Annotated in this window: 26 protein-coding genes and 2 pseudogenes; 12 read left to right on the top strand and 16 right to left on the bottom strand. The window is 60.4% G+C overall.

The features are described from left to right. The first annotated feature begins 3 nt into the window (after positions 1–3). A complete protein-coding gene (locus tag FGD77_RS18125) occupies positions 4–1,836 on the top strand; it encodes a TniQ family protein (protein WP_369682738.1) in 1,833 nt (610 codons plus the stop codon). A gap of 616 nt (positions 1,837–2,452) precedes the next feature. Here FGD77_RS18125 and FGD77_RS18120 read toward each other — a convergent pair. From FGD77_RS18120 to FGD77_RS18110, 3 genes are all read right to left on the bottom strand, one after another. Next, positions 2,453–2,827 carry a hypothetical protein gene (locus FGD77_RS18120; RefSeq protein ID WP_255011997.1) on the bottom strand — a complete coding sequence of 125 codons (375 nt, stop codon included), beginning with the start codon at positions 2,825–2,827 and terminating at the stop codon, positions 2,453–2,455. Positions 2,828–2,831: 4 nt separating this feature from the next. Beyond that, positions 2,832–3,185 (bottom strand): hypothetical protein, encoded by a 354-nt coding sequence (locus FGD77_RS18115; RefSeq protein ID WP_255011995.1) that lies wholly within the window; start codon positions 3,183–3,185, stop codon positions 2,832–2,834. Positions 3,186–3,426: 241 nt separating this feature from the next. Beyond that, positions 3,427–4,128: an IS1595 family transposase gene (locus FGD77_RS18110; protein WP_255011992.1), complete on the bottom strand. Its 702-nt coding sequence runs from the start codon at positions 4,126–4,128 to the stop codon at positions 3,427–3,429. A gap of 42 nt (positions 4,129–4,170) precedes the next feature. Between FGD77_RS18110 and FGD77_RS18105 the strand changes: the two are divergent. Further along, a pseudogene (locus FGD77_RS18105) lies at positions 4,171–5,123 on the top strand (IS3 family transposase); the annotation flags it as partial. Between the two features lie 266 nt (positions 5,124–5,389). Here FGD77_RS18105 and cyoD read toward each other — a convergent pair. The 9 genes from cyoD to FGD77_RS18060 form a co-directional block, all read right to left on the bottom strand. Further along, positions 5,390–5,695 (bottom strand): cytochrome o ubiquinol oxidase subunit IV, encoded by a 306-nt coding sequence (gene cyoD, locus FGD77_RS18100; protein WP_255011989.1) that lies wholly within the window; start codon positions 5,693–5,695, stop codon positions 5,390–5,392. Next, the gene (locus FGD77_RS18095) at positions 5,692–6,321 is read right to left on the bottom strand and encodes a cytochrome c oxidase subunit 3 (RefSeq protein ID WP_255011986.1); all 630 of its coding nucleotides are present in this window, start codon (positions 6,319–6,321) and stop codon (positions 5,692–5,694) included. The genes cyoD and FGD77_RS18095 overlap by 4 nt, the downstream gene beginning before the upstream one ends. Next, a complete protein-coding gene (locus FGD77_RS18090) occupies positions 6,318–8,426 on the bottom strand; it encodes a cbb3-type cytochrome c oxidase subunit I (RefSeq protein WP_255011958.1) in 2,109 nt (702 codons plus the stop codon). The genes FGD77_RS18095 and FGD77_RS18090 overlap by 4 nt, the downstream gene beginning before the upstream one ends. Then, on the bottom strand, positions 8,423–9,337 hold the full coding sequence (locus FGD77_RS18085) for a cytochrome ubiquinol oxidase subunit II (protein ID WP_255011951.1): 915 nt from the start codon (positions 9,335–9,337) through the stop codon (positions 8,423–8,425). Before FGD77_RS18085 ends, FGD77_RS18090 begins: the two co-directional genes overlap by 4 nt. 67 nt (positions 9,338–9,404) lie before the next feature. Continuing rightward, positions 9,405–9,680 carry a hypothetical protein gene (locus FGD77_RS18080; RefSeq protein ID WP_255011949.1) on the bottom strand — a complete coding sequence of 92 codons (276 nt, stop codon included), beginning with the start codon at positions 9,678–9,680 and terminating at the stop codon, positions 9,405–9,407. Then, entirely contained in the window at positions 9,670–10,113 is a 444-nt protein-coding gene (locus tag FGD77_RS18075; RefSeq protein ID WP_255011947.1) for a hypothetical protein, read from the bottom strand. Before FGD77_RS18075 ends, FGD77_RS18080 begins: the two co-directional genes overlap by 11 nt. 193 nt (positions 10,114–10,306) lie before the next feature. After that, positions 10,307–10,627 carry a YidH family protein gene (locus tag FGD77_RS18070; protein ID WP_255011946.1) on the bottom strand — a complete coding sequence of 107 codons (321 nt, stop codon included), beginning with the start codon at positions 10,625–10,627 and terminating at the stop codon, positions 10,307–10,309. 9 nt (positions 10,628–10,636) lie between these two features. Further along, on the bottom strand, positions 10,637–13,225 hold the full coding sequence (gene mprF, locus FGD77_RS18065; RefSeq protein WP_255011944.1) for a bifunctional lysylphosphatidylglycerol flippase/synthetase MprF: 2,589 nt from the start codon (positions 13,223–13,225) through the stop codon (positions 10,637–10,639). Continuing rightward, a complete protein-coding gene (locus FGD77_RS18060) occupies positions 13,212–13,544 on the bottom strand; it encodes a DUF308 domain-containing protein (protein WP_255011942.1) in 333 nt (110 codons plus the stop codon). Before FGD77_RS18060 ends, mprF begins: the two co-directional genes overlap by 14 nt. A 166-nt stretch (positions 13,545–13,710) precedes the next feature. Between FGD77_RS18060 and FGD77_RS18055 the strand changes: the two are divergent. The 3 genes and pseudogenes from FGD77_RS18055 (at position 13,711) to FGD77_RS18045 (ending at position 15,001) form a co-directional block, all read left to right on the top strand. Continuing rightward, positions 13,711–14,226, top strand: a pseudogene (locus FGD77_RS18055) (response regulator). Continuing rightward, a complete protein-coding gene (locus tag FGD77_RS18050) occupies positions 14,213–14,416 on the top strand; it encodes a hypothetical protein (RefSeq protein WP_255011934.1) in 204 nt (67 codons plus the stop codon). The pseudogene FGD77_RS18055 and the gene FGD77_RS18050 overlap by 14 nt, the downstream one beginning before the upstream one ends. 345 nt (positions 14,417–14,761) lie before the next feature. Continuing rightward, the gene (locus FGD77_RS18045) at positions 14,762–15,001 is read left to right on the top strand and encodes a hypothetical protein (RefSeq protein ID WP_255011932.1); all 240 of its coding nucleotides are present in this window, start codon (positions 14,762–14,764) and stop codon (positions 14,999–15,001) included. 198 nt (positions 15,002–15,199) lie between these two features. Here the strand turns inward: FGD77_RS18045 and FGD77_RS18040 are convergent, their stop codons facing one another. Continuing rightward, positions 15,200–15,919 (bottom strand): Bax inhibitor-1/YccA family protein, encoded by a 720-nt coding sequence (locus FGD77_RS18040; RefSeq protein WP_255011930.1) that lies wholly within the window; start codon positions 15,917–15,919, stop codon positions 15,200–15,202. Between the two features lie 166 nt (positions 15,920–16,085). Next, a complete protein-coding gene (locus FGD77_RS18035; RefSeq protein ID WP_255014320.1) occupies positions 16,086–17,045 on the bottom strand; it encodes an NADPH:quinone oxidoreductase family protein in 960 nt (319 codons plus the stop codon). Between the two features lie 322 nt (positions 17,046–17,367). On the opposite strand from FGD77_RS18035, the gene FGD77_RS18030 reads away from it, so the two are divergent. The 3 genes from FGD77_RS18030 (at position 17,368) to FGD77_RS18020 (ending at position 19,216) form a co-directional block, all read left to right on the top strand. Next, positions 17,368–17,751 carry a helix-turn-helix domain-containing protein gene (locus FGD77_RS18030; protein WP_255011928.1) on the top strand — a complete coding sequence of 128 codons (384 nt, stop codon included), beginning with the start codon at positions 17,368–17,370 and terminating at the stop codon, positions 17,749–17,751. A 109-nt stretch (positions 17,752–17,860) separates the two neighbouring features. Then, positions 17,861–18,694: an inositol monophosphatase family protein gene (locus tag FGD77_RS18025; protein WP_255011920.1), complete on the top strand. Its 834-nt coding sequence runs from the start codon at positions 17,861–17,863 to the stop codon at positions 18,692–18,694. Between the two features lie 87 nt (positions 18,695–18,781). After that, positions 18,782–19,216: a CAP domain-containing protein gene (locus tag FGD77_RS18020; RefSeq protein ID WP_255011918.1), complete on the top strand. Its 435-nt coding sequence runs from the start codon at positions 18,782–18,784 to the stop codon at positions 19,214–19,216. A 22-nt stretch (positions 19,217–19,238) separates the two neighbouring features. Here FGD77_RS18020 and FGD77_RS18015 read toward each other — a convergent pair whose 3' ends face one another. Continuing rightward, on the bottom strand, positions 19,239–19,493 hold the full coding sequence (locus FGD77_RS18015) for a hypothetical protein (protein ID WP_255011916.1): 255 nt from the start codon (positions 19,491–19,493) through the stop codon (positions 19,239–19,241). A 177-nt stretch (positions 19,494–19,670) separates the two neighbouring features. Here FGD77_RS18015 and mgtE point away from each other — a divergent pair, with 177 nt between their 5' ends. After that, positions 19,671–21,071, top strand: coding sequence for a magnesium transporter (gene mgtE / locus FGD77_RS18010; RefSeq protein WP_255011915.1), 1,401 nt, complete (start codon positions 19,671–19,673; stop codon positions 21,069–21,071). Then, complete coding sequence (locus FGD77_RS18005) at positions 21,068–21,634, top strand: 5-formyltetrahydrofolate cyclo-ligase (RefSeq protein WP_255011913.1); 567 nt, start codon at positions 21,068–21,070, stop codon at positions 21,632–21,634. The genes mgtE and FGD77_RS18005 overlap by 4 nt, the downstream gene beginning before the upstream one ends. A gap of 215 nt (positions 21,635–21,849) precedes the next feature. Here the strand turns inward: FGD77_RS18005 and tyrS are convergent, their stop codons facing one another. Then, entirely contained in the window at positions 21,850–23,100 is a 1,251-nt protein-coding gene (tyrS, locus tag FGD77_RS18000) for a tyrosine--tRNA ligase (RefSeq protein ID WP_255011900.1), read from the bottom strand. A 63-nt stretch (positions 23,101–23,163) separates the two neighbouring features. Here tyrS and FGD77_RS17995 point away from each other — a divergent pair, with 63 nt between their 5' ends. Both FGD77_RS17995 and FGD77_RS17990 read left to right on the top strand, forming a co-directional pair. Continuing rightward, the gene (locus FGD77_RS17995) at positions 23,164–24,264 is read left to right on the top strand and encodes an anhydro-N-acetylmuramic acid kinase (RefSeq protein WP_255011898.1); all 1,101 of its coding nucleotides are present in this window, start codon (positions 23,164–23,166) and stop codon (positions 24,262–24,264) included. Further along, positions 24,264–24,995 carry an Asp/Glu racemase gene (locus tag FGD77_RS17990; protein WP_255011896.1) on the top strand — a complete coding sequence of 244 codons (732 nt, stop codon included), beginning with the start codon at positions 24,264–24,266 and terminating at the stop codon, positions 24,993–24,995. The genes FGD77_RS17995 and FGD77_RS17990 overlap by 1 nt, the downstream gene beginning before the upstream one ends. Positions 24,996–25,014 lie beyond the last annotated feature (19 nt).

The following is a 25,014-nucleotide window of genomic DNA, read 5'->3' as shown; positions in this document are numbered from 1 at the left end:
GATATGCCCATGCTTCCAGTCTTGCCCCCATATACTGATGAAACAACCGTTTCTTGGTGTGCCCGCGTCGCCCGGTTCCACACGGGCATGACCTGTGCGGACTTTCTCAAAATGGTCGAGATTTCACAAGCAGATGTAATGGGCCTGAACATTCCAAAGGTGGATCGCCTGTCAAATCTGACCGGCGTTCCGAGTGCTCAGATAATGGCCTGTGGGCCACAGTATGCTGGGGATCATATGTTGACCTACAAAGGTGAAACCTTTGGCACCAAGTTTATGACGCGCAATCATACCACATACTGCCCGGCGTGTTTGCTTGATGATAGAACCGAGGAGCCAAATGGCGAGAGGGTAGGGCGCTTGTCCTGGATGTTCGCGCCTGTCCGTGTGTGTCCGCGCCATGGCATTTTCCTCACTCAGCGCAAAAGCGCCGGATATCCCGGGCGATTTCAGGATATGAATATAGTCGCGCCATCTGATCAGGACCTTGCTGCGCAGATTAAGGCCGCTGACGAAGCTTCAGTGTCGGGGCTGCAGAGCTATGTCGTTGATCGGCTGTCCGGAAAATCAGGTCCCTGTTGGTTGGATGCCCAGGATGTCGATCAGGCCGCAAAGACTTGTCAGCGGTTGGGTCTTCATCGGATCCATGGAGCTTTCGCAAGCATTAGCAGTATGACGATCCAGAAGTTGAACGAGGCGGAGGCCGCTGGCTTTGAGGCGGCATCTCAGGGGCTGGACGGAATTTACAGCATCCTGGACGAAATCGTGCAGGATGCCACGAAGGAAAACCGTTTCGGTGGCGTGCGTACTGCTTTGGGCGAAATCTATATTTCGTTGCGGTCTAACAATTCAAATCGGGATGCAGGCCCCCTCAAGGATGTTGTTCGGGACTTTATCATCGAGCACTTGCCTGTTGAGCCCGGCTCGGAATTGTTGGATGGCAAGGTAGCACATCGGAAGCGCCATAACGTGGCGAGCCTGTCCAAAGTTAGCGGTATCCACCAAAAGACGCTGAACAGGGCGCTGGTCCAAGCAGGGGTGATCGCGGAGGGAGATCCGGAGCAGATCGAAATCAGGCGGACTTTTGATGCTGTTGAAGGTGAAGCGCTTGCCCACAGGATCAATAACTCCACGCCGACGAAATCGATTCCAGGTTACCTGAACTGCAACCGAACACAGGCGCAAATGATGGTCAGAACTGGGATCCTGAAGAAGCTGTCAAACGATCCGTCCATCAAGTCTGGAGTGATGACGAATGTCGCCAACGATGACCTTGATGATTTTCTGGTTCGCTTTCGTGCTGCCGGCAAGCCTGTGCAGGAGCCGAGCGCAGGCATGGTAAATACCATCGAGGCATCGGAAGTTGCTCGGGTGCCCGTTGCAGACATCGTTCGGCTTGTTTTGGACGGACGGCTCGCCACTGTCGAAACCGGCTGTGAAGAATTGCGGTTCCGCTCGGTTTTCGTCCGCCCGGAGGAGATCCGGCCTGCCGCGCAAGAAGTGATTTCAGAGCAAGGCCTGTCTCCGAAAGATGCGGCAAAAATCATTGGAATTCCTTCAACAGCAATCGAACATCTCCGCACGAATTTTTCTCCAACAGGTCAGCCTTTCCTCCAAGGTATCGAAGTATCCAACGCGCGAGGCACAATCCGTTTTTGCTATGCCAGAGACGAGGTGGAAAGGTTTTGCGAAGAGTATGTCACTCTTCAGGAACTGGCGGATGATGCAGGCACCAGCACGAAGTCTGTTGGGGTGAAGCTCACCAAGTTAGGCATCGAACCGATTATGAATCGGCATATTCTGAAAGCGAAAGTGTTCCGCCGAGGAGATCTCTAAAAACTACTTTCCATGACGATACGCAGGCCGCCCTTCGGGGCGGCCTTTTTTGTGCGATATGAACGAGGACCCCCTGCATTCGGTGGCAAAACTTGGCCCGACCACATGGCAATGGCGACCGCCGTTTTCAGGTTCGCCATTTCGGGGTGCAGTTAAGTTCCTGAAATTTAATTGTTAAATTTGGCGGTTGAGATAAGCCTGGCATAACTATGCCCGCATCGACAGTATTATGTTCTGACTACCAATTATTAGCCACTGGCCGGGCTAAAGTGTCTATTTTGCAAGCAAAAAGGGTCAATCGGGCGGTAACGCCCGATTCCGCCGATATTTCAGTCGATTGAGTGCGAACGAAGGTTCGACTCTGTCCCACGGGATATGGGTCCCGAAGACGTCAGACCAAAACGTTTCAATGGAATTTTTCGGATAGATTGACGAGGCAGCGCCAGGGCACGTCACAGGTTTATCGTGCTGTCGCTGGGTTTACGATCAGGACAAGATCGACAAGGACGTGAACTGATACGGTTACGCCCGGCGAATGTGTTGAGAGTCGTCGGTGAGTGATGATCGAACAAAAAAAGGGCGGCTCGCGCCGCCCTTTCATTGGTTTCTGATGGATTTACGAGAGACGAGACAGTCGCAAGGCAGCCTCAATCCGGGCGTAGGCCCGCAAAACTTGGTGCTGGGAGAGATCGGCTTCGAAAAGGGGATGGACGAGGATTTCCCCGCCGGTATCCCGAAGCTCGTAGCCAATCGCGAGGAATGCCGCCTCGGCACCGGAAAGGATGCGGAGAGGTTTTTCGTGACAAGCAAGCGCATGAACACCCGTAATCTGTCGACCCCGCTGCCATCGATGTCGGTACAGCCAGAGCCGGATCGACGGGACATGATATTTCACACAAAGCCAGGCAGTCACATCGCAGATGTCCTGCGTCAGATGTGCAGAATGCGGATCCTCATCCAGCCCTTGCGCTTCCCATGCGCAGGGCGACATGCGCCTATCCGACATGTCGAAACCGCGCGATCAGATCGCTCAACCGCGCACCATGCCAATGCGCGGCTTCCGCTGCGTAGAGGTTGCGCTCGCGCGAAATCCGCTCGAGCGACGACGCCGATTGCGCGGCGATGATGCGCCGGATATCGCGCAGCGCGACCTTGACTGTATCGGCATCCGGAAACGGTGCCGCAAGCATCGCGTGAAGCGCGCAGAAGGCCTCGAACCCTGCGGGATCGTCGAGCGCGTCGAGAAGATCGCACAAGCTTGCTCCGTGCTGGCGGAGGTGCTTTTGCGTTTCGGCGACCGCATCATAGCGGACCTGCTCGGTGTCGATGACGATGGTGGTGTTTTGCATGGTGGTCTCCCTTTTTGCATGCGAGAACGGTGGTTTGCCTGATTCATCGGCGTCATGTCCGTGCATGGCGGGAAGGGTTCTTTGTCCGTAGGTCTCCTCCTGGCCGTTTCAATGGCTGGTGTGTGGCGCTGGTAACGAGAACATTGGTCGTTTTGCTCCGGCACGAAGGAAAAATCTGCGGGCCGGTGCATTTTTTTAGGATGTGTCGCTATATCGTGTTGGGAATGTTCAGATCTCCTGATCAGGTTGCTGCGAGGATGCTCTGAAAGGCGGCTTCGGGCTTGATTTTGGCGCGAAGGAGGAACCAGCGCAGATAGCGGTAGAGATATTTCGTCGCTGGTCCGCAGAACGGTCGAATGAAAGCATCGTATCGCGCGTGCAACGCATTGACGTTCTGGATGTGGAACGCGCCGGCGACAACCCGTTTCCCAAGTTTGTTCGAGACCTCGTAGTGTGTGAGGCTGTGCTTTTTGCAGAAAGAGCGATATGGTCTCAAGCCATCGCTACATAGCACCGCATCATCTGGAATGATCGGTGCCAGGGCGATTTCGATTGTCCGGTTTCGGCGGTTTGCGATCGGTGCGAAGAGACGCCTGCCGCCCCGATCCATCACAGTCAGCAAGGGGATCTGCCACTGCGAGAGGCCGCGCGCCATCTTGATCCGTCCGCTGCGATAAACATACCACGGCGGCCGAGGTGGAGCGGGATACTGGTTGGAGTTAGCCGCGTGATTTGCCCACTCACGAGAGCCTTTCCGGCTTTCTCGCTGATAGGTCTCATCGACCTCCACAACGCCGCTAAAATCCTTGTCGCAAGCCTCTGCAAGTGATTCCAGAATAATCATCCGCCACCGCCATATCGTATCTTTTGTAAGTCCGAGACGCGCGGCGAGTTTGCGACACGAGAGAGGCGTGTCCGACAGCATATTCCGGATAACCTCCAAGAAAAGATCGTGCCGGTGCAGTCCGCAAATCTCGGTTCCGGTGAGAATACCCGGCTGAGGCGCGCCGTGTCGGATCTGACGCTGGACAAGATGATCCTGACCGAGGCCGCCCGGGGGAACTTCTAAGCCCTTCCCGCCGCAGACAGTGCATTGACCATGTGCGGCAAACCCTCAGCGTATCTGAGCGCCGGGTTTGCCGCACATTGGGTCAGCATCGCTCGACACAGCGCAAGGTGCCCTGTGGCCCGCCGGACGAAGAGCGGCTGACCGATGACATCATCGCACTGACAGAAGAGTTTGGACGCTATGGGTATCGCATGATCACCGGGGGGTATCGCATGATCACCGGGATGCTAAACAACAGCGGCTGGCATGTGAACCATAAAAGGGTCGAACGGATCTGGCGGCGGGAGGGGCTGAAAGTTCCGCAAAAGCAACCCAAGAAGGGACGGCTCTGGCTGAACGACGGATCGTGCGTCCGGCTGCGGCCGGAGCGCCCGAACCATGTTTGGTCTTACGACTTTGTTCAGGATCGGACCCACGACGGGCGGGTTTTCCGCACGCTCAACATCATCGATGAATTCACGAAGGAGGCACTGGTGATCCGTGTCAAACGCAAGCTCAACTCAACCGATGTGGTTGACGCCCTGACCGACCTGTTCATCCTGCGCGGCCCGCCGGAATACATAAGGTCCGACAATGGCGCGGAATTCATCGCCAAGAAGGTGCGCGCCTGGATTGGCGCGGTTGGCGCGAAGACGGCCTTCATCGCACCAGGATCACCTTGGGAGAACGGCTACTGTGAGAGTTTCAATTCCCGGTTTCGGGACGAGCTGCTCAACGGCGAGGTCTTCTACACGCTACGCGAAGCCCAGATCCTGATCGAAAGATGGCGCCGCCACTATAACACGGTCAGGCCACATAGCGCTCTGGGCTACCGCCCTCCGGCGCCGAAAAGTATCATGCCAATAGACCAGAGGCCGACCATGCACTAACATTCAAACTGGACCACCCGATGGGGGCACTCCAGCATCGCCTCGACGTGAGCAAAGGCGGCTGCTTCGTCGTGCATGTATGGGGCGGAGAGAAGGGACATGGAGAATGTCTCTAACTTATTGAATTATATAAAGGATTTTACCGTGGGCTTGTCAAGCATACAATCGCCCAATTTGGGCTGCCTTTGGTGCCAAAAACCCTGACGACGTACAGCGCCAAGCTCTTCACATCAGGTTTTACGCAAACTGTTTTGCCGATCCTCACGCTACATCCGCGTAGCAAGGTTGGCCATGATCCAGATCGTTCCGATGGACATGATAGCCAGTAAGAGTAGTGAAAAAAGTATCAGTTGCAGATCCTCGCGTTTCTGGCGCGACAGGTCGATATGCAGAAAGAACCGCAGATGGACGACCGCCTGCGCCAGCGCACAGACAAAAATCACCATCAGCACCGTTCCCTGCGCGAGCCCGCCGTGAAAGACAAAGCCAAACGGGATCAGCGTCAGGGTGAGGGCAAGACCGAACCCGGTGAGATAGCTGCGCAACTCGCGTTTGAAATCAGGATCGTTCATGCGCTCAGCCCCACGAGATAGACGATGGTGAATATTCCGATCCACACCAGATCGAGGAAGTGCCAGAACAGGCCCAGCCGCAACAGCCGCGTCTTGATGATGTCGGCCATGCCGAAAATCCGCATCTGGATCAGCATAATGATGATCCAAAGGCATCCCGTCGTGACGTGAAGGCCATGAAGTGGCACCAGCCCCCAGAAGGCCGACAGAAACCCGCTGCGCGACGGACCTGCGCCGATCTCTGCCATATGGCGCAAATCGCGGACCTCCAGCGTAAGAAATGCAAGGCCAAGCCCAAGAGTGATGCACAGCCAGAGCGCGACGCGCCTGCGACTCTGTTTATGCCGCATCGCAAGTGACGCGATGCCGAAGGTCAGGCTACTGCTCAGCAGGATCATCGTCTGCGCAAGGATGCTGCCCAGATCGAACGCGTCCTTGGGTCCCGGCCCGCCGGCCATGCCGATGGGGGTCGCCATCGTGACATAGGTTGCGAACATCAGGCCAAAGATGATGAGATCGCTCATCAGGAAAACCCAGAAGCCGAAGAGCACCGTTTCGGCCCTGTCGTGCGCCGTGCCGTGATGGGACCCCAGATTAATGCCCGGATGGAGGGTTGCGTGTTTCATTGTGCGGCCTTCATCAAATCGGGGCGCTCCAGTTGCGCAAGCCCACGGTTGGCGGTGCGCGCTTCATCGAGCCGTGTAACGGCTGATCCGGCCTCGACGGCGGCAAGCCATGCCCGATGTTCGGCGGCGACCTCCTCGGCTGGAACGATGTGGGTCGTGGACAAAGTGAACGTTCGTGCGACGCACGCGACAAGGATGATCGCAGCGCACAGGATGGCGAGCCACCAGATATAGAAGACCAGCGACAGCCCGAGCGTTGTCGCTGCCAGACACAGGATCATCCCGAGTGCCGTGTTGTTCGGCATCTCGATGTCCTCGTACTGGTCCGGCTGTTCATAGGCGCGGCCCGTTGCCTTGGCATCGGCAAAATCATCGCGATCCCGCACCTGGGGCAGTATCGCAAAGTTGTAATGCGGCGGGGGCGAGGATGTTGCCCATTCCAGGGTTCGTCCGTTCCACGGATCCCCCAGCGGAACTGCGAGGTTCTCTCGCTGACGGATACTGATCCAGAGCTGGAACAGCAGTGTGGCAAGTGCCGACAGGATCAGGCACGCGCCGAACAGAGCGACCAACATCAGGGGCTCGAACGCGGGATCGGTGAAATTGGCCGATCGGCGGGGCATCCCCATGAAGCCGAGGACATAGAGCGGAAAGAACGTGAAGGAGAAGCCGAAGATCCACAGCAGCGCCGAGACCCGCCCCCATCCCTCGTGCAGTCGAAATCCGAACGCCTTCGGGAACCAGTAGTGATAGCTGGACAACAGGCCAAAGAGGACGCCGGGGATGATGACGTTGTGGAAATGCGCGACCAGAAACAGGGTGTTATGCACCTGATAGCTGATCGTCGGATTGGCCAGCATCACGCCGGTCAGCCCGCCGGTCACGAAGAGAAAGAAGAACCCGGTGGCATAGATCATCGGCACGCTCATCCGGATCCGGCCGCGGAACAGCGTCGCCATCCAGTCATAGACCTTTACGCCGGTCGGCACCGCGATGCACATCGAGGCGATGCCGAAGGCGATGTTCACGTTGGCGCTTTGCCCCATGGTAAAGAAATGGTGCAGCCAGACGGTGAAGCTGAGCACCGAGATCGCCATCGTTGCGTAGACGAGCGAGTTATAGCCATAGAGCCGCTTGCCCGAGAATGTGGCGATTGTCTCGGAAAAGATGCCGTAGGCGGGCAGGACGAGCAGGTAGACCTCGGGATGGCCGAAGAGCCAGAAGAGGTTGACGTAGTTCATCATGTTGCCGCCCAGATCGTTGGTGAAGAAATGGAAGTCCAGATACCGGTCGGCGGCCAGCATCAGGGTTGCCACGGTCAGCGGCGGCATGGCGAAAATCATGATGATCGCGGTACAGAGTACCGTCCAGCAAAACAGCGGCATCCGGAACAGGTGCATCCCCGGCGCGCGCTCCTTGTAGATCGTGACGGCAAAGTTGATACCGGACAACGTGGTGCCGATCCCGGCAATGGCGACCGACCATATCCAGTAATCCGGTCCGGTGCCGGGGTTGAAATCAAGGCCGGTATAAGGCGGGTAGGCGGCCCAGCTCCCGGTCGAGAACCGGCCCAGCACAAGGCTGATCATCACCAGTGCGGCGCCTGTTGCGGTCAGGCCAAGGGAGACCTGGTTCATCACTGGAAATGCCACGTCCCGCGCGCCGATCTGGAGCGGCATGATGTAGTTGATCACCCCGGCGATGAACGGCATGGCCACGAAGAAGATCATGATCGTGCCATGCGTGGTGAAAAGTTCGGCGAAATGATCGGGCGCCAGGAACCCGCCATGCAGGCCGAACGCCTGCTGGGTGCGCATCAGGGCGCCTTCGATCACACCGCGCGCCATCATCACCAGTGCCAGCACGATGTACATTATGCCGATGCGCTTGTGGTCCGTACTGGTCAGCCAATCGCACCACAGGGCGCGCCACGCCCCCAGCCACGTAATGAACGCGATCACCGCGAGCCCCCCCACGATCACGATCATCCCCGCACCGGCCCCGATCAGTTCGCTGACCGTCGGGTTCTGGATCGCCTGCCATATCGGCAGCGCGGAAAGGTCGAGACGGCCGAGAAGCCAGTTCAGTGGCTGATCCGGGGTCATTGGCTCTCTCCTGTCGGTGCGGGCGGGGGAAGATATCCCACGGCTCCGGGTTGGAGGGCAGGCGGCACGGCGGTGCCACGCATATACCTGTGCAGCACGCCTTCAAAGAGCGCGGCCTCGACCGCGTTGAAATAGAGGGCATCGGCGGGCATCTGCGGCGAGCCGAGCGTGTCATGCGCCTGCGTCCCGGTCGACGCCACAGCGAGACGTCCGTAGGTTGCCTCGTCCAGCGCAACACCGTGCGATCGGACCTCTTCGACCCAGGCGGAAAAATCCGCGGGAGTCATCGCCAAAGCCCTGAATTTCTGTTTGGTGAATCCCAAACCGTTGAATTGCATGTTCTCACCTTCGTAGTCGCCAGGCTCGTCCGCGAGGACGTGGAGCTGGGTGCGCATGCCGGGCATCACGTAGATCTGGCCCGCCAGAGCCGCAATCACGAAGGATTGCATGACGGTATCGGCGGTAAGGACGAACGAGACGGACGTGCCGACCGGAAACGCCATCTCGTTGACCGTTGCGATCCCCAGTTCGGGGTAGATGAACAGCCATTTCCAGTCGAGGCCGATGACCTGCACCTCTAACGGCGCCTCGGCAGAGGCAATCGGTTTGTAAGGGTCGAGCGCATGGGTACTTTTCCACAGCATCGACGAAAGCACGACCACGATGATGAACGGCACCCCCCACATGAGCAGGTCGAGCCAGCCCGAGAATTCCCAGTCCGGCGTATAGCGCGCCTTGTCGTTGCGATATCGGTATCGCCATAGCATGAGAGGCACCAGAACGAAGACCGGCAAGACGGCGATCATGGTCCACCCCACCACCTCGATCATATGCGCGCGCTGCGCGGCTGCGATCGGCCCGCCGGGGTCGAGGAAACTGCTGCGCTGCTCGCTACAGGCGGATAACAGCATGAAGGGTAGGCCTGCCAATCCTGCAATCAGCGCGCGACCGCTCCGCGTCCTGCCTGGCTTCGCGCACCTACACCACATCATTTATCCTCCAATAGATCGGTTCCCACCGGCGGGCCGAAGGTTCATCACCCGATATCAGGGCGAGCCAGCTTGCCCGCCCGTTCGAAGCGCCGCCTTGCGGGACAAGGTGGTGCCTTTGTGCAATAAGCTCAGTTTGCGCCATGTCGGCATAAAATCTGATATTCTTGTAGCCGGAAACCTCTGCCCTTAGCAGATCCCTTTGCGCCGCTGCCGCTGCTGCTGTGGAAACGGTGTTCTCTGTCGTGGCGCCCTTAACGTGCATTTTGAGGTCCCCTTGAACGTTTCAAGCGCGAGAGCGGCAGGAACCTGTGCACGGCAAATCCGAGCAGCAGTGCCAACACATGCCCCCCATCGGCAAGAAGATCCGGCTCGATGCTGAATTTCGCCATGATCGCCAGCAGGATCACCGACAGCAGCAGCCACTTGCCGCGCCATTGCGCGATGGCCACACCGATCAGGCCGAAGCCGCCAATGGACATGCCGACATCGTTCATCGATGTCAGATCGACCCAGCCCGCAGCCCAGCCCACGCATGCGAGCAATATCAAGGTTCCAGCAATATCGAGGCCGAAGAAGAGAAGGGCTGTGACAGCGCTTGCGCGCGTCCATTCGGTGTAACCGATGGCGGCTGCGGCAAAGACAACCTGCCGACCGAACATGTCGGCGTCATGCGACAGGAAGATGCTGGTGATCAAGCGAAAAACCTCGCCCGAAAGCACGCTGTCATGTCCGATGCCCCAATCCGCAAGACTCCCGTCCGGTAGATCTCGGCCAAGGCTGCCAGCAAGCAGATTGGCAATCAGCATGGTGAGCAGAAACAGGATCGTGAACCGCAACCGAATGATCAAAGGTCCAACCAAATGCAGCGCCCAGCGGGCTTTTTGTGTGTCAACTGACATGAATTGCAAAGCTGCCCAAAAGCATGAAGAGAGCGACAACCAAGAGTATCAGAAACAGCTCGGCCGGCGCCCCGTCGTCTGGCAGGCGGTCAGGGCGCTCAATCCGTCTGCGCACATGGCGCATTCTGACCCACGCGATCAGGATGACCGCGGCCCCGGCGCCCAGCATCAAGGTTTCGGACCAGAACGGCGACGGCTGGTTGCCAAGCCGCGCCGCCGCCAGCCCGAAGCCGACGATGGCGACAGCCGTGCGGACCCACGCCAGAAAGGTGCGCTCGTTGGATGCATGGGTTTCAAAATTGATGATCATGGCCGTTTCCTATTTCCCCAGGCCGCGAAAGCCGCCTGAAACCAGAACGTTTACCTCGTAGAGGATTTGCGGCGCAGCCAAACCACCGGGGCACGCCAGATAGTTGGGGGTCCACTCGGGGTTGAATTTCTCTTTGAAGCTGCGCAGACCCTCGAAATTGTAGAAATGTTCGCCATGTTCAAAGACGAAGCCGCCGATACGGTTCCAGATCGGCGCAAGCTGCCTGCTTTCGATGCCCGAGAAGGGCGCGGCGCCCAGCGAAAACCAGTGATATCCCTCTGCCGTGCCCCAGAGCATCAACTCGGCAAAGAGCGCATCCATGGCGAACCCGGGGCCGTCCGGGCGGTAGCGCATCAGATCCAGCGACAATTCGTGCAGGTTCGCGCCCTTGAACAGGTTGGCGAAGGCGGCGATCCTGCCGGTCGGGTCCCGCAGGACAGCGGCGTCGAAATTCGCGATATACCCTTCCTCAAAAGCACCAAGGGAAAACCCCTTTTCCTCGCCCTGCTTGTGTTCGAGCCAGGCATCCGAGATGGCGCGCAACTCGGCCATCACGGGGGCGAGGTCCGATGCCGGGATCACTTCAAATACAAAACCATCGCGCGCCGCACGGTTGCGGGCTTGGCGCAGATCCTTTCGAGAGGCGCCATCCAGAGTGAACCCTTGCAGATCGACGCGGGCGACTTCCCCGATCTTCAGGATCGAAAGGCCCAGATCCAGATAGGTCGGCAGGTAGGCAGGCGAGACCGAGTAGAATGCGCATCGTCGCCCTTGGCGGTCTGCCATTTCGCGCAACCTCCAGATCAGCTGTTTGCCGGATGTTGGATCACCGATCGGGTCGCCCTTGGCGATCAGCGAGCGCCCGGTGTCAGCGTAGGCAATGAACGCGCGTTCGTCATCCGAGATCAGGAACGCCTTGTCGCCGGTCAGTGCAATCCCTGCTTCGGTATCTTCGCTGACTGCGACCAGCGCGCGCACCACGTCCGGAATCGGCTGAGGTCGCGCCTTCGCAGATTTGCCGGTGAGCAGGGAATTGAAGGTGATCACGCTGAGGATGACCGCACCCGCAAGGCTTGCACGCAGGAAGCGTGACGCATCACCGTGCCAACTGAAATCCCACCAAAGCGCGTTCTGATACGGCACATGAGAATGTGCAAAGAGGCCGATCCAGAACACTGCGCCCGACAACGCAGTGATGCTGATCAGCCACCGCGCATCGAGGCGCAGGACCGACGCACCCTCGGCGCGGTAGAAGGCGGGGCGGAACAGCCCGAGCGCGGCCAGGGTCGCAAGCATCGAAAGGGATTCCTTCCAGTCCAGCCCCTTGAACAGCGATGCGGCCAGACCAACGACGAGCAGCCCCATCGCAAAGACCCATGCGCGATAGAGTTTACGGTAAAGACCGCGCGCCACGACAAGCAGCAGCAACCCCGTGATGCTTCCCACAAGGTGCGAGGCCTCGACGAACGAGAGCGGAAGGATCTCGCGCAATATTCCCAGATGTGATTGCTCTGCCGGCAGGTTACCTGACACCAGAAGGATGATGCCCGCCAGCAGCGCGATGCCCGCCGCGAGGGGCGGAACCAACGGACGACAGGCCTGCCAGGCGATGCGCGCCCCTCCGGTCAATGCGTGCCGCCGCTCCAGTGCCGTTGCCAGACCAAGGCCGGCAACGGCTATGACAAAAGGAAGTATCGTATAGATAAGACGATAGAGCAGAAGCGAAGCCAGAACATCGGACCGCCCTGCGGCACCAAGCCCGGCGATGATCGCCGCCTCGAACACGCCCAGCCCGCCGGGAGAATGGCTGAGCATCCCGAGGCCGACCGCACCGAAGAAGATCGTGAGGAAATATGGCAGGTTCTGCGCCATGTCGCCGGGCATCAGAACATAGAGTGTCATTGCCGCGCCGGTCAGATCCAGAACGCCCGCGCCCGTCAGCAGCGCCCCGACCTTCGCATTGGGCAGGGTCATCCCGAAATGGCCCACCTTCAGCCGACGTTTGCCGGTAGCAAGCCAGATGAGATACGCAGCCAGCGCAATCAGAATTGCGATTCCGATAGCCATCTCGACTGCCGGTGACAACGGAAGCACGGCGCTGAGACCATTCGGATGGAAGCACAGCATCACGCCGAATACCAGCGCCAGACCAGCCAGAAAGCCCGTCCACGACACCGTGATGATCCCTGCAACCAGCGCCAGATCAAGGCCGAAGGCAGAATAGACACGGTAGCGAACGGCGGTGCCGGTCAGGTAAGAGACACCAAGAAGTCCGGAAATGGCGTAACCCGCGGACCCGGCCAATGCCGCGATGCGCCAGGGAACTTTGCCATGCGCGACCGAGCGGACGGCCAGCACGTCATAGAGTGCGATCCCGATGAAACTGAACAGGGTGCAGCCGATCGCCTTGAGCAGCGACACAGGAGAGGCCGCTGCAAGATCTGCCTTCACGTCGACCCATTTCACATGCGAGGCCAGCTTGTGCAGGACGACAACGGCGATCATCACGATAACGAGCGGAATGACGATCTTGAACGCCGGGTGTTCGACGATGCGCGCCAGCCTTCCCCGGGGGGGCATGGTTTCAGCGACGGCCATCCGCGTTCTCCTCCGGCAATTCGATCCCGAAACGCGGCAGCAGCAGGAAGACCAGACCCAGCAACAAGGTAATGCCGAATACAATGGCGGCGTACCGCGATTCCGTAGCCGGGCGCATTTCCCAAGCGAACCATAGGCCGACGGCGCCCCAAAATGTCAGCAACCAGGCGACAATCAGTTCACCCGCAACTGTGGCCCAGGCGGGGAGGAGGATGGCGAGTATGCCCAAGAGGACAAACACGATTCCAACCGTCTTCAAGCGTTTCGACAAGTCAGGTTTAAGGATCCTGCTTTGACGCGAGTGATCCGCAATGTTCATTTCAGATATCTCCGATGTCGGTTGATACGTGTGATCACGCTGGCCATTATCATAATCCCGGATCGCCCATGTGATTTCCCCCAACCTTACTTCTGTGCAAGGCTGGTGGAATGTCTAGGTGGACACGGGGCACTTGCGTAATCTTCTCGCAAATGCGGAGATGCCGATGAAGATCCTGCTGGTCGAAGGCGATCTGAAAATGGCGCAATATCTGCCCTGCGGGCGTGTCGAGAGCGGTCACAGCGTTCATGTCTGCGACGGGCGGGACGCGCTCAGTTAGCGTCTCTACAACGACTGCGATATGGCCATTCTGGACCGGATGATGCCGGGCATGGATGGGTTGTCGGTACTCAAGGCGATGAGGGCTGCGGCCAAGGATCTGCCGGTCCTGTTCCTGACGGCACGCGGTCAGGTGGCAGACCGCGTCGAAGGGCTGTCGGCGGGCGGTGACGATTATCTGGTCAAACCGTTCCACGTCTTGGAACCCTCGGCGCGCAATGCGCGCCGTTTGGTGACGCGCATGATGCTGCTGGAGCTGGTCTGGAACTTCAACTTCGAGCATAACACCACCGTGGTCGAAACGCACATGAGTTGCTGGTGCGCCAAGATCGACGAGCCCTTCGACATCGCCCTGATCCACACGACACGAAACGCCGGGTATTCGTGGCATGGATTGCGGTAACATTCTCTCAGGGGCCGCGTTTACGGCGGTCCTGCAATCGGCGGTGGTCTTCTTCGTCATGCTGAGCACGGTCGGTTTCCTGATAAACAGCTATGTCGAGCGTACCATTACCGGCGCGTGGCGCGAGGATATTCTGGCGCGCTGGAGCCATTTTGCCGCAAACTATCGCGAAGTGGGTGTCGCCCCCTGACGGAATCGATCACAGCGCCACGGTGTTTACTCCGCAGGGTCGACGCGCCATCGGCCTGTCTAATGTGGATGGCACGGCGGTGGCTGGCAACATTCTGACCCGCCCCGAGGCAGGTGAATAGCAGCACGGCGCACTCGATCTGGCGCCAGTTGTAAACCGGACTCCGGTCGATGGGCGCGATGTGCCTTTCGCGCTATCCGGCAACGCACCGGGATTGCGGGTTTCCATCGAATTTCCCTGAAGTGTCCGGGATCGGTGCGGAGTTCACAGAACCGCAGCACGGAACTATTCCAAGCGCGAGCGCGTTGAATCTAATGCGTTATATCCATCACGGAGGATTGCTTGATGAAACCGAATGAACTCAGAGAAAAGATCCAGGAACTCGAAGCTGTTTTAGACGAACGGATGAGCGAAGTTTCCCGTACCAAGACGCAAGCGGACGAAACCCAGATGCTTTCAGACATCAGAAAACGCGTTGATGAGCTGGCTTTGCAAGCAGATCAAATCGAGGATGACGAGGAGAAGCTCGAGGCGATCAGAAAAGCTGATGAGATCCTTCTTGAGCTTCGAGCACCCCGGGCGTGACTGCGAACGATCAGTTTCAGTTTAACGATCAGTTTCAGTTTGAGGTCTGCAAATGGAGACTGGAGTTGGCGGGACCTCAGGCGCAACTCAAGGTCGCGTGACCATCTTGCTGCAAGAGCTATAACGCAAACATAGAAAAAGCCTGCCAAGACAGATGCATGGCAGGCTTTCGGGTGTCGTATAGCGTAAGGGTAAAATTTACTCCCGGTTTCCAAAAATGCTGAGCAGGAACATGAACATGTTGATGAAGTCGAGGTAGAGGCGCAGCGCGCCCATGATCGCCGACTTGCCCATCCATTCGCTGTCGCCTTGATGCGCGTGTGCCAGATACTCGTTCTTGATCGACTGGGTGTCATAAGCTGTCAGGCCAGCGAAGATCAACACGCCGAGGATCGAGATTGCGAACATGATCGCCGGGGAGCCGAGGAAAATGTTGACGATCGACGCCACGATCAGGCCAATCACGCCCATGATCAGGAAGCTGCCCCACCCCGAGATGTCCTTCTTGGTGGTGTAGCCCCAGAGGGACAGGCCAGCGAAGGCGACCGAGGTGGTCAGGAAAACCTGAGCGATCGAGAAATCGGTGTAGATCACGAAAATATAGCTGATCGACACGCCCATGACGGCGGCGAAGGCGTAAAAGAACAGCTGCGCGGCGGCGGCCGACAGCTTGTTGATGACTGCCCCGAAGGCAAAGACCATGATCAGCGGCGCGAACATGACTACCCAGCGCAAGATCCCGGTGAACAACGTTTCCATCATGTAGGCGTTGTTGCCGACGGCCCATGCGGTCAGGAATGTCAGCAGCATGCCGACGGACATCGTGCCGTAGACCTTGTTCATGTGGGCGCGCAGGCCCTCATCAATCTGGGCGGTGCGGGTCCCGCCCGCCGTCCGGATCGTGTTGTATTCAGCCATCTGTGCCTCCGAGTTGATGGTGCCATGCCCCGTTGCGGGACTTTGAGTACAATATCGGGGGCCGGGGGGGGTAATTCAAGGCTTTTCGGTCAGGGTTTTGCGACCGCGTTGCCGGGAGGGGCATCGGCTGTGTCAGCGGGGGCTTTGGCGCTGTCTTGACGCGGCGCTATATCGTGACGACGACCTTGCCGGTCGAGCGGCGGGTGCGCAGTAGCTCCAGCCCCTCCATCGTGCGCTCCAGCGGATAGGTGTGATGCGCGCGGGGGGCGATCTGCCCCTCGGCGGCCCAGTCCAGCAGGGTGCGCAACGATCCGGTCAGCACGTCAGGGGCGAAGGTCAGATATCCGCCCCAGTAGAGACCCATGACCGTCAGGTTTTTGACCAGCAGATGGTTGGCCGGGATTTGCGGTACCTCGCCGCTGGCAAATCCGATGGTCAGAATGCGTGCCTCGGGCCGGCACGCGCGGAAGGCGGCGGTAAACTGATCGCCGCCGACCGGATCATAGACCACATCGGCGCCGCCCAAATCTTTGGTCATTGTGCGGATATCATCGGTTTCAGCATCGATCAGATGGTCGGCCCCGGCGGCGCGCGCCGCCTCCAATTTGCCCGCGCCGCGCGCGCAGGCGATGACGCGCGCGCCCATCGCCTTGCCGATCTCCACCGCGGTCAGGCCGACACCGCCCGCCGCGCCCAGCACCAGCAGCGTTTCACCCGCCGCCAGACGCGCGCGATGCGCCAGCGCCAGATGCGAGGTGCCGTAGGCGATCTGAAACGCGGCCGCGGCCTCGAATGTCAGGCTGTCCGGCAGGGTCAGCGCGCGGTCTGCGTCGAAACACCCGTATTCGGCCAGACCGCCCTGACCGCCATAGACCGCCACGCGCGTGCCTATGGTCGGCGTGTCCACGCCGTCGCCATGCGCATCGACGATGCCTGCCACTTCCATCCCCAGGGTAAAGGGCAGGGCAGGCGTGTCCTGATAGCTGCCCTTGATCATCAGCAGGTCGGCAAAATTCAGCCCACATGCATGGATGCGCAGACGGATCTGTCCGCAGGCGGGTTCGGGCAGGGGGCAATCCTTCAACTCCGGGGGCACGTCGTGCGAAGTCAGGCGTAGGGCGCGCATATTCATGGTTCTTTCGGGCCTTTTCTGCCGGATGCGGCGCTGTACAGCGGCAGGTCGCCGTCTTGTCGTACCCTGCCCAAGGCGCCGGGCGCTGTCAATTTGGCTATAAATGTCGGGGATTCTGGCCCGCGCACTCGCATAAATTGAATGTTGTTCGAATAAACAGCCTGACGGGTGCATTAATTGTTGAAAAACTTCCCTCCGGTGTTAATATTTGCACCACGTTAACGAGTGTATTTTAGGCGGACGTCCAGTGTGTGGGGTACGCAGGAGAGTATTTCCTGTACCGCATGGGCCAAGCCGCCGTAACAAGGGAAAAAACATGCCTCATCTTGTCGATATTCATGTAGGTAAACGCATCAGACACCGGCGTTGGCTGGCCGGAATGACGCAGCAGCAACTGGCTGAAAGCGTCGGAATAAAATTCCAGCAAATCCAGAAATACGAGACAGGCGCAAACCGCGTCAGCGCGTCGCGCCTGTGGGATATCGCGGCCGCGATGGGCGTCGATGTGGCGTTTTTCTTTGAGGGGATGGAGGCCGCGCAGAGCACCGCCGACTCAGGTATCCCGGCGGTCAAAGGCAGCCCGGCCGATATTCTGGGCGACAAGGAGGCACTGGACCTGGTGCGCTCCTATTACGCGATTCCCGAAAACCAGCGGCGGCGCCTGTTTGATCTGGCCCGCGTTTTAAGCGACGTCGCCTGATTCATCGCACAAAATGCTGTGGCACGCACCACGTGCCGCAGCAGGCTTGAGTTTTGCGCCGTCTGGGCCTAGTCAGGGCGCATAACTGTTGCGCGAGAGGGCCCTTTCCATGACATTCCCAGTCAGAATCAGCCCGGACGAGGCGGGCGACATCATCGCGGTCGCGGACCTTTTGGCCGATGCCGCGCGCGCGGCAATTCTGCCCTATTTCCGCACGGGCACCCTGGCGACCGAAAATAAATCTGCCCCCGGCACCCTCAGCGAAGCGCGGTACGATCCGGTCACCGCCGCCGACCGCGCGGCAGAGCGCGCGATGCGCGATATTCTGGCCCGCCGCCGCCCGGATGACGGTATTCTCGGCGAAGAGTTCGGGACCACGCCGGGCACCAGCGGGCTGACCTGGGTGCTGGACCCGATTGACGGAACGCGCGGGTTTATCGCCGGCACCCCGACATGGGGCGTGTTGATTGCCGCCTGCGATACGCAGGGGCCGGTCTATGGCATCATCGACCAGCCCTATATTGGCGAGCGGTTCGTGGGGGGCTTTGGCCACGCGAATTTGACTGGGCCAATGTGGCTGCGAACGCTTAAAACACGCGGCGACCGCCCGCTGGACGAGACCACGATCATGACGACCTTTCCCGCCGTCGGCACGCCGCTCGAGGGCGCGGCCTTTGCCGAGGTCGCGGATCACGCCCGGATCGTGCGCTATGGTTGCGATTGCTACGCCTATGCTCTCCTTTCCATGGGGCAGATCGATCTGGTGATTGAGGCCGGGCTGAAAGCCTATGACATCTGCGGGCCCATCGCTGTGGTCGAGGCAGCAGGCGGCATTGTCACAAATTGGCAGGGCGGGCCCGCCGCCGCCGGGGGGCGCGTGGTTGCCGCCGCCGGACAGGTGCAGCATAGGGCCGCGCTTGCCATCCTGTCGCAGGTGCCCTGATCTGCCAAGACACGACTGAAATCAGCTGGTCCGGCGCCGCTTGGCCCATTAATCTGTACGAAACCGTCCTATGCCGGAGACCCGATCATGCGCCCAATCCTCGCCCTTTGTCTTGGCCTTTGTCTGAGTGCCGCACCGGCGGTTGCGCAGGACATGGGCGCCGCCGCGCAGGGACAGACCAACGCCTTGCGCGCGAATGCCGGGGCGGAGCCGCTGGGCGTCAGCGCGGCATTGACACGCGCCGCAGGCGGGCATGCGCGGGACATGGCGCAGAACGGGTTTTTCAGTCATACAGGCTCGGACGGGTCGGGCATCGGCGACCGGGCACGCGCGGCCGGTTATGGGTTTTGCTTCATCGCCGAGAATATCGCGCAGGGGCAGGGCAGTCTGGACGAGGTCATGACCGGCTGGATGAACTCCACCGGTCATCGGCGCAATATCCTGAGCGAGGGCGCGCGCGAATTCGCGCTGATGCGCGAGGGCAATATCTGGGTGATGGTGCTGGGTCGGCCCGGTTGCTAGGCGCCGCGCGCGGCAGCGGTTTCTATCCACCAAAGAATTTCGGCTTGAGCCGCAGTAACGTCTCGCAGATTTGCGACGTAAGGTTCTGTGCCTGACCCAGTGCTTCCTGATGGGCGCCATAGCCGGTGGCAACCGCCGCCTCAATGGTGGCCGATTGCACCAGCGCCGCGACCAGTTCGGGATGTTTGGCGGCATAATCCGCGCCGAATTCGGCCTCGATCGCGGCGACGGCGGCGCGTAGGTGGCGGGCGGCGGTTGGCGGGTTCTGGTGGGTCATCTGTCGGCTTTCCTCATCCGTGGGCGTTCGGGCGCAACCTAGCGCAAGGCGCAGCGCGGGCGAGGGCGCGTTGGTCACGCTATTTTCAACGCGCCCACAGCCCGCGGCACGTTGTTTTTCACCCAACCATTGCGTAAAGCTGCGCAGGCCAAGGAAACGCGCAACGCGGGAGAGCAGATGAACGACCAGGACCAGACCCCGGACGCTGCCGCCCCCGAGGACGAGCGCGAGGATGCCTATGATCTGGACCGCCAGGCGGTCGCGCGCGTCATCCACGCGGTCGACAATGACGACCGCGCCGCGCTGATCGCCGAGCTGGAGCCACTGCACGCCGCCGACATCGCCGACCTTCTGGAGCAGATCGACGCCTTTGACCGGCGCCGCCTGATCGAGCTTTATGGCGACGAATTTGACGGTGAAATCCTGACCGAGCTTCAGGATTCGATCCGTGAGGAGGTGCTGCGCTACCTCAATCCCGAGGTGTTGGCCGACGCGGTACGCGAGCTGGACAGCGACGATGTGGTCGATCTGATCGAGGATCTGGAAGACCACGAACAGAACGCCATTCTCGAGGTTTTGGAGGATAGCGACCGGATCGCGGTACGCCAGTCCCTGACCTATCCCGAATATTCCGCCGGTCGCTTGATGCAGCGCGAATTCGTGATGGCGCCAGAATATTGGAACGTCGGCGAAGCCATTGATTTCATGCGCAACCAGCAGGAGCTGCCTGAGCAGTTCTATCACATCATCTTGGTTGATCCGAAACTGCATCCGGTCGGCAACGTGACCTTGGGCAAGCTGATGTCGTCGCGCCGCGAGGTCATGCTGGGGTCTCTGGTCGAGGATACGTTCCACGTTATCCCCGTCGCACAGGACGAGGGCGATGTGGCCTATGCCTTTAACCAGTATCATTTGATTTCGGCGCCGGTGGTGGATGAAAACGACCGCCTTGTCGGTGTCATCACCATCGATGATGCGATGGCGGTTCTAGACGAAGAGCACGAGGAGGACATCTTGCGCCTTGCCGGTGTGGACGAGGAAAGCTCCCTGTCGGATTCGGTTACGGCGACCTCCCGGCGGCGGCTGCCCTGGCTGGTTGTCAATCTGGTGACAGCCAATCTTGCGGCGCTGGTCATCGCGCAATTCGAGGCGACGATCGCGCAGTTCGTGGCGCTGGCGGTCCTCATGCCGATCGTGGCGTCGATGGGGGGCAATGCGGGCACGCAGGTCCTGACCGTCGCGGTCCGGGCGCTGGCGGCGCGGGATCTGACGGCGTCGAATGCGCTGCGCGTGGTGCGGCGCGAGGTGCTGGTGGGTCTGATCAACGGCGCGGTCTTTGCGGTGCTGATGGGTGTCATGGGCTATGTCTGGTTCGGTTCGCCCGTTTTAGGCTATGTCATTGCGGCGGCGATGATCATCAACCTCACCGTGGCGGGACTGGCGGGCACGTTGGTGCCGCTGACGCTGGACCGGTTCGGGATAGATCCGGCGCTGGCTTCGGGCACATTTGTGACGACCATGACTGACGTGATCGGCTTTCTGTCGTTCCTCGGTCTTGCTACGGTATTCCTGCTATGATGGATCTGGTCGAGATCAAGGCGGCGGCGCGCAAGGCCGCCTTTGCGCGCCGCAAGGCCGCACATGACGCGTCCAGCGGGGCAGCCGCCGGGCGGCTGAGTGAGGTTTTGGCCGGGTATCGCGGCGCGTCACTGGCTGGCTACATGCCAATCCGTACCGAGATCGACCCGCTGTCGGCTATGGCCGAGGCGGCGGCGCATGGCCCGGTCTGTGTTCCGGTCATTCTGGGCGAGGGGCAGCCGCTGAAATTCTCGGTCTGGACGCCCGGATGCGCGATGAAGGACGGCCCGTTTGGCGCGCGTATTCCTGAGGTGGACGATTTCATCACGCCGGAAATCTTGATTGTGCCGCTGGTCGCCTTTGACCGCGCTGGCGGGCGGCTGGGATATGGTGGCGGGTTTTACGATCGCACGCTGGAAGAACTGCGGTTTGCGGGCGGGGCGCTGGCGATCGGGTTTGCCTATGCTGCGCAAGAGGCCGACAATCTGCCGTTGGAGCCGACCGACCAACCGCTGGACATGATCGTGACCGAGAATGATGTGATCGAGTTCGCGCGCGCCTGAAGCGTTTCGCCTTAAACTTAGGCACCCAATTAAGGCGAAACGCGCGCAACACTGATATGTTGCGCGCGTTTCGCAAAAATCTGTGATTCAGGTTTTTCGCGAAACGCTTTAATCTGGTCGTGCGCTGGGTTGCCGAGGGCAGGTGCCTCCGGCGGGGATATTTTAAGCAAGAAGAATGGGGGGAGGCGCGCCCGGATTGATGGGCGCGCCGCGTTTCAGCCGAGGCGGACGAGCGCGTGGCGCTTTTTGCCGGCGCTCAGCTTGATGGGCCGGGCGAGGGCGTCGGCGTCGAGCATCAGGCCCGCATCTTCCAGCGGGGCGTCATTGAGGCGCGCGCCGTTTTCAGAGATCAGGCGTTTGGCGTCCTTGCCGGATTTGGCGAGGCCCGCGCGCACGATGAGTTGCACGATGGAAATGCCGTCTGCGACCTCTGAGGGCTCCAGCGTCAGGGTGGGCAGATCGTCGCCGATGCCGCCCTTTTCAAAGACCTCGCGCGCCGTCGCTTCGGCAGCTTGCGCCGCATCAACTCCGTGCAGTAACATCGTGACTTCGTTCGCTAATATGATCTTTGATTCGTTGATTTCCGCGCCGCCAAGCGCGCCGAGGCGATCGCATTCCTCCACCGGAAGCTCGGTGTAAAGCTTCAGGAACCGCCCGGTATCGGCGTCGGTCGTGTTGCGCCAGAACTGCCAGAAGGTGTAGGGGCTGCACATTTCGCCGTTTAGCCAGATCGCGCCATCGGCGGATTTGCCCATCTTGCGCCCGTCCGATGTGGTCAGCAGCGGCGACGTCAGGCCATAAACCTGCCCGTCGATTACCCGGCGCGTCAGGTCGATGCCGTTGACGATATTGCCCCACTGATCCGATCCGCCCATCTGGAGAGCGCAGCCATAGCGGCGGTTCAGCTCCAGAAAATCGTAGGCTTGCAGGATCATGTAGTTGAATTCGAGAAAGGATAGCGATTGCTCGCGGTCCAGCCGCGATTTGACCGATTCAAAGGACAGCATCCGGTTGACCGAAAAATGCCGCCCAATGTCGCGCAGGAAGTCCAGATAGTTCAGCCCGTCCAGCCATTCGGCGTTGTTGACCATCATCGCACCGCTCGCGCCGTCGCCGTAGGTCAGGTATCGCGCGAATACCTGCTGCATGCCTTCGATATTCTCATCGATCACCTGCGGCGTCAGCAAGGGCCGCTCGTCCGAGCGAAAGCTGGGGTCGCCCACCTTGGTGGTGCCGCCGCCCATCAGGGTGATCGGCTTGTGCCCCGTCTTCTGCAGCCAGCGCAGCATCATGATGTTCAGCAGATGCCCGATATGCAGCGATTTCGCGGTCGCGTCATAGCCGATATAGGTCGGCACCATCCCCGCCATCAGCTGGTCGTCCAGCCCTTGCATGTCGGTGCAATCGGCCAGATAGCCGCGCTCGATCATGATGCGCAGGAAGTCTGATTTGGGGTGATAGGTCATGGTGCTTGTCCCGGCTTGGTTTGCGCGGCATGTATAGGTGTGCATCAGGCAAAGGAAAAGGCCATGTTGAAGACGGGGCGCGTGTGGGCCTTGGGGGCGATGTCGGGCACGTCGCTGGACGGGGTCGATACGGCGATGATCGATACCGATGGCGAGACGATTTTTGGCTTTGGCGCCAGCCGGTACCGCGCGTATTCGGCTGACGAACAGGCGGTGCTGAGCGCGGCGCTGGGGCGCTGGCCGGGGGATGATCTGGGCGCCGCCGGGCGCGTGGTGATGCAGGCGCATGGCGAAGCGTTGGCCGGGTTTGACGGGGCCGAGATTGTCGGATTTCACGGTCAGACCTTGGCGCATGATCCGGGCGGGCGCGGCACGCATCAGTTGGGCGACGGAGCGGCGCTGGCCGAGGCGCTGGAACTGCCGGTGGTGTGGGATTTTCGCAGTGCGGATGTGCAGCAGGGCGGTCAGGGCGCGCCGCTGGCGCCGTTCTTCCACTTTGCCTGCGCGCGATATATCGGTGCGGATGCGCCGGTGGCGTTTCTGAATCTGGGCGGGGTCGGGAATCTGACTTGGGTCGATCCCAGCGCACGCCGGCCTGAGGATAATGGCGCGCTGATCGCCTTTGACACCGGGCCTGCCAATGCGCCGATCAACGATCTGCTGATGGCGCGGCGCGGCCTGCCCTTTGACGAGGGCGGCAGGCTGGCGCGCGCCGGTACGGTGGCCGACGGCGCGCTGGAGCAGTTTCTGGAGCAGCCGTATTTCCTGAAATTGCCCCCGAAATCGCTGGATCGTGATGCCTTTGCCGACATGATCGGGCTGGTGGGGGAGCTGAGCGATGCCGATGCCGCCGCCACGCTGACCGCCATGTCCGCCGCCGCCGTGCTGCGCGGGATGGAGCATTGCCCCGAACCACCCAGCCGACTGCTGGTCACTGGCGGGGGGCGGCATAATCCGGTGATGATGGACATGCTGCGCACCGCGCTGGACTGCGACGTGGCGCCGGTCGAGGATGTGGGCCTTGACGGGGATATGCTGGAGGCGCAGGCCTTTGGCTATCTGGCGGTGCGCGTGGCGCGGGGGATGCCGACGTCCTGCGCCAGCACGACAGGCGTTCGCGCGGCCGTGTGCGGCGGCACGCTCAGTAAACCGGAGGTTGGCTGATGGACTATGTGTTGAACGACGGCGCCGCGAACGGTGCACGGCTGGGATTGATCGTGCTGGCGACGGACGAGACGCTGGAATTTGAAGCGCGGCAGGTTCTGGCGTCCCGGGACGTGCAACTGTTGCATGCGCGCATTCCGGTCGCGTCTGAAATCACGCCGGAAACGCTGGCGCAGATGGATGCTGCCATGCCGGTCGCGGCCGGGCTGCTGCCTGCCGGGCTGGACGTGATCGGCTATGCCTGCACGTCGGGTGCGACCGTCATCGGGCAGGCCCGCGTGGCCGAGCAGATCCGCAGCGTGCATCCCGCCATCCAGGTCAGCGACCCCATCAGCGCCGTCATCGCTGCGCTGGGCCATTTGGGTGTGCGCCGCATCGGCATGGTTACGCCCTATGTCGCCCGCGTCACGGCGCCGATGTGCGCGCTGCTGGCGGCCAGCGACATTGATGTGGTCCGCGAAATCAGCTTTGCCGAGGGGGACGACCGCCGGGTGGCGCGGATCGATCCCGCATCAACGCGGGCGGCGTTGCTGGAGGCGGCCAAGGCGCCGGAGGTCGAGGCGCTGTTCGCCAGTTGCACGAATTTGCAGACCTTTGCGATCATCGACGAGGTCGAGGCGATCACTGGGCTGCCGGTGGTCACCTCCAATCAGGCACTGGTCTGGCACCTGTTGCGGCTGGCCGGGGTGGATGCGGCAGGCTGGGGGCCGGGGCTGCTGTTTCGCACCTGACGCACGCGCGCTTTGCCAT

It is taken from the genome of Roseovarius sp. M141, assembly GCF_024355225.1.
Lineage (GTDB): Bacteria > Pseudomonadota > Alphaproteobacteria > Rhodobacterales > Rhodobacteraceae > Roseovarius.
The sequence above is the reverse complement of the archived record's forward strand: the minus strand, read 5'-3'. Positions and strand labels throughout refer to the sequence as shown.

What these genes read in the sequence shown, in the direction of transcription:
- FGD77_RS18125 (WP_369682738.1), top strand. Translation starts at nt 4, where the DNA reads ATGCCCATGCTTCCAGTCTTGCCCCCATATACTGATGAAACAACCGTT.
- FGD77_RS18120 (WP_255011997.1), bottom strand. Translation starts at nt 2,827, where the DNA reads ATGTCGCCCTGCGCATGGGAAGCGCAAGGGCTGGATGAGGATCCGCAT.
- FGD77_RS18115 (WP_255011995.1), bottom strand. Translation starts at nt 3,185, where the DNA reads ATGCAAAACACCACCATCGTCATCGACACCGAGCAGGTCCGCTATGAT.
- cyoD (WP_255011989.1), bottom strand. Translation starts at nt 5,695, where the DNA reads ATGAACGATCCTGATTTCAAACGCGAGTTGCGCAGCTATCTCACCGGG.
- FGD77_RS18095 (WP_255011986.1), bottom strand. Translation starts at nt 6,321, where the DNA reads ATGAAACACGCAACCCTCCATCCGGGCATTAATCTGGGGTCCCATCAC.
- FGD77_RS18090 (WP_255011958.1), bottom strand. Translation starts at nt 8,426, where the DNA reads ATGACCCCGGATCAGCCACTGAACTGGCTTCTCGGCCGTCTCGACCTT.
- FGD77_RS18085 (WP_255011951.1), bottom strand. Translation starts at nt 9,337, where the DNA reads ATGCTGTTATCCGCCTGTAGCGAGCAGCGCAGCAGTTTCCTCGACCCC.
- FGD77_RS18080 (WP_255011949.1), bottom strand. Translation starts at nt 9,680, where the DNA reads ATGCACGTTAAGGGCGCCACGACAGAGAACACCGTTTCCACAGCAGCA.
- FGD77_RS18070 (WP_255011946.1), bottom strand. Translation starts at nt 10,627, where the DNA reads ATGATCATCAATTTTGAAACCCATGCATCCAACGAGCGCACCTTTCTG.
- mprF (WP_255011944.1), bottom strand. Translation starts at nt 13,225, where the DNA reads ATGGCCGTCGCTGAAACCATGCCCCCCCGGGGAAGGCTGGCGCGCATC.
- FGD77_RS18060 (WP_255011942.1), bottom strand. Translation starts at nt 13,544, where the DNA reads ATGAACATTGCGGATCACTCGCGTCAAAGCAGGATCCTTAAACCTGAC.
- FGD77_RS18050 (WP_255011934.1), top strand. Translation starts at nt 14,213, where the DNA reads ATGGATTGCGGTAACATTCTCTCAGGGGCCGCGTTTACGGCGGTCCTG.
- FGD77_RS18045 (WP_255011932.1), top strand. Translation starts at nt 14,762, where the DNA reads ATGAAACCGAATGAACTCAGAGAAAAGATCCAGGAACTCGAAGCTGTT.
- FGD77_RS18040 (WP_255011930.1), bottom strand. Translation starts at nt 15,919, where the DNA reads ATGGCTGAATACAACACGATCCGGACGGCGGGCGGGACCCGCACCGCC.
- FGD77_RS18035 (WP_255014320.1), bottom strand. Translation starts at nt 17,045, where the DNA reads ATGCGCGCCCTACGCCTGACTTCGCACGACGTGCCCCCGGAGTTGAAG.
- FGD77_RS18030 (WP_255011928.1), top strand. Translation starts at nt 17,368, where the DNA reads ATGCCTCATCTTGTCGATATTCATGTAGGTAAACGCATCAGACACCGG.
- FGD77_RS18025 (WP_255011920.1), top strand. Translation starts at nt 17,861, where the DNA reads ATGACATTCCCAGTCAGAATCAGCCCGGACGAGGCGGGCGACATCATC.
- FGD77_RS18020 (WP_255011918.1), top strand. Translation starts at nt 18,782, where the DNA reads ATGCGCCCAATCCTCGCCCTTTGTCTTGGCCTTTGTCTGAGTGCCGCA.
- FGD77_RS18015 (WP_255011916.1), bottom strand. Translation starts at nt 19,493, where the DNA reads ATGACCCACCAGAACCCGCCAACCGCCGCCCGCCACCTACGCGCCGCC.
- mgtE (WP_255011915.1), top strand. Translation starts at nt 19,671, where the DNA reads ATGAACGACCAGGACCAGACCCCGGACGCTGCCGCCCCCGAGGACGAG.
- FGD77_RS18005 (WP_255011913.1), top strand. Translation starts at nt 21,068, where the DNA reads ATGATGGATCTGGTCGAGATCAAGGCGGCGGCGCGCAAGGCCGCCTTT.
- tyrS (WP_255011900.1), bottom strand. Translation starts at nt 23,100, where the DNA reads ATGACCTATCACCCCAAATCAGACTTCCTGCGCATCATGATCGAGCGC.
- FGD77_RS17995 (WP_255011898.1), top strand. Translation starts at nt 23,164, where the DNA reads ATGTTGAAGACGGGGCGCGTGTGGGCCTTGGGGGCGATGTCGGGCACG.
- FGD77_RS17990 (WP_255011896.1), top strand. Translation starts at nt 24,264, where the DNA reads ATGGACTATGTGTTGAACGACGGCGCCGCGAACGGTGCACGGCTGGGA.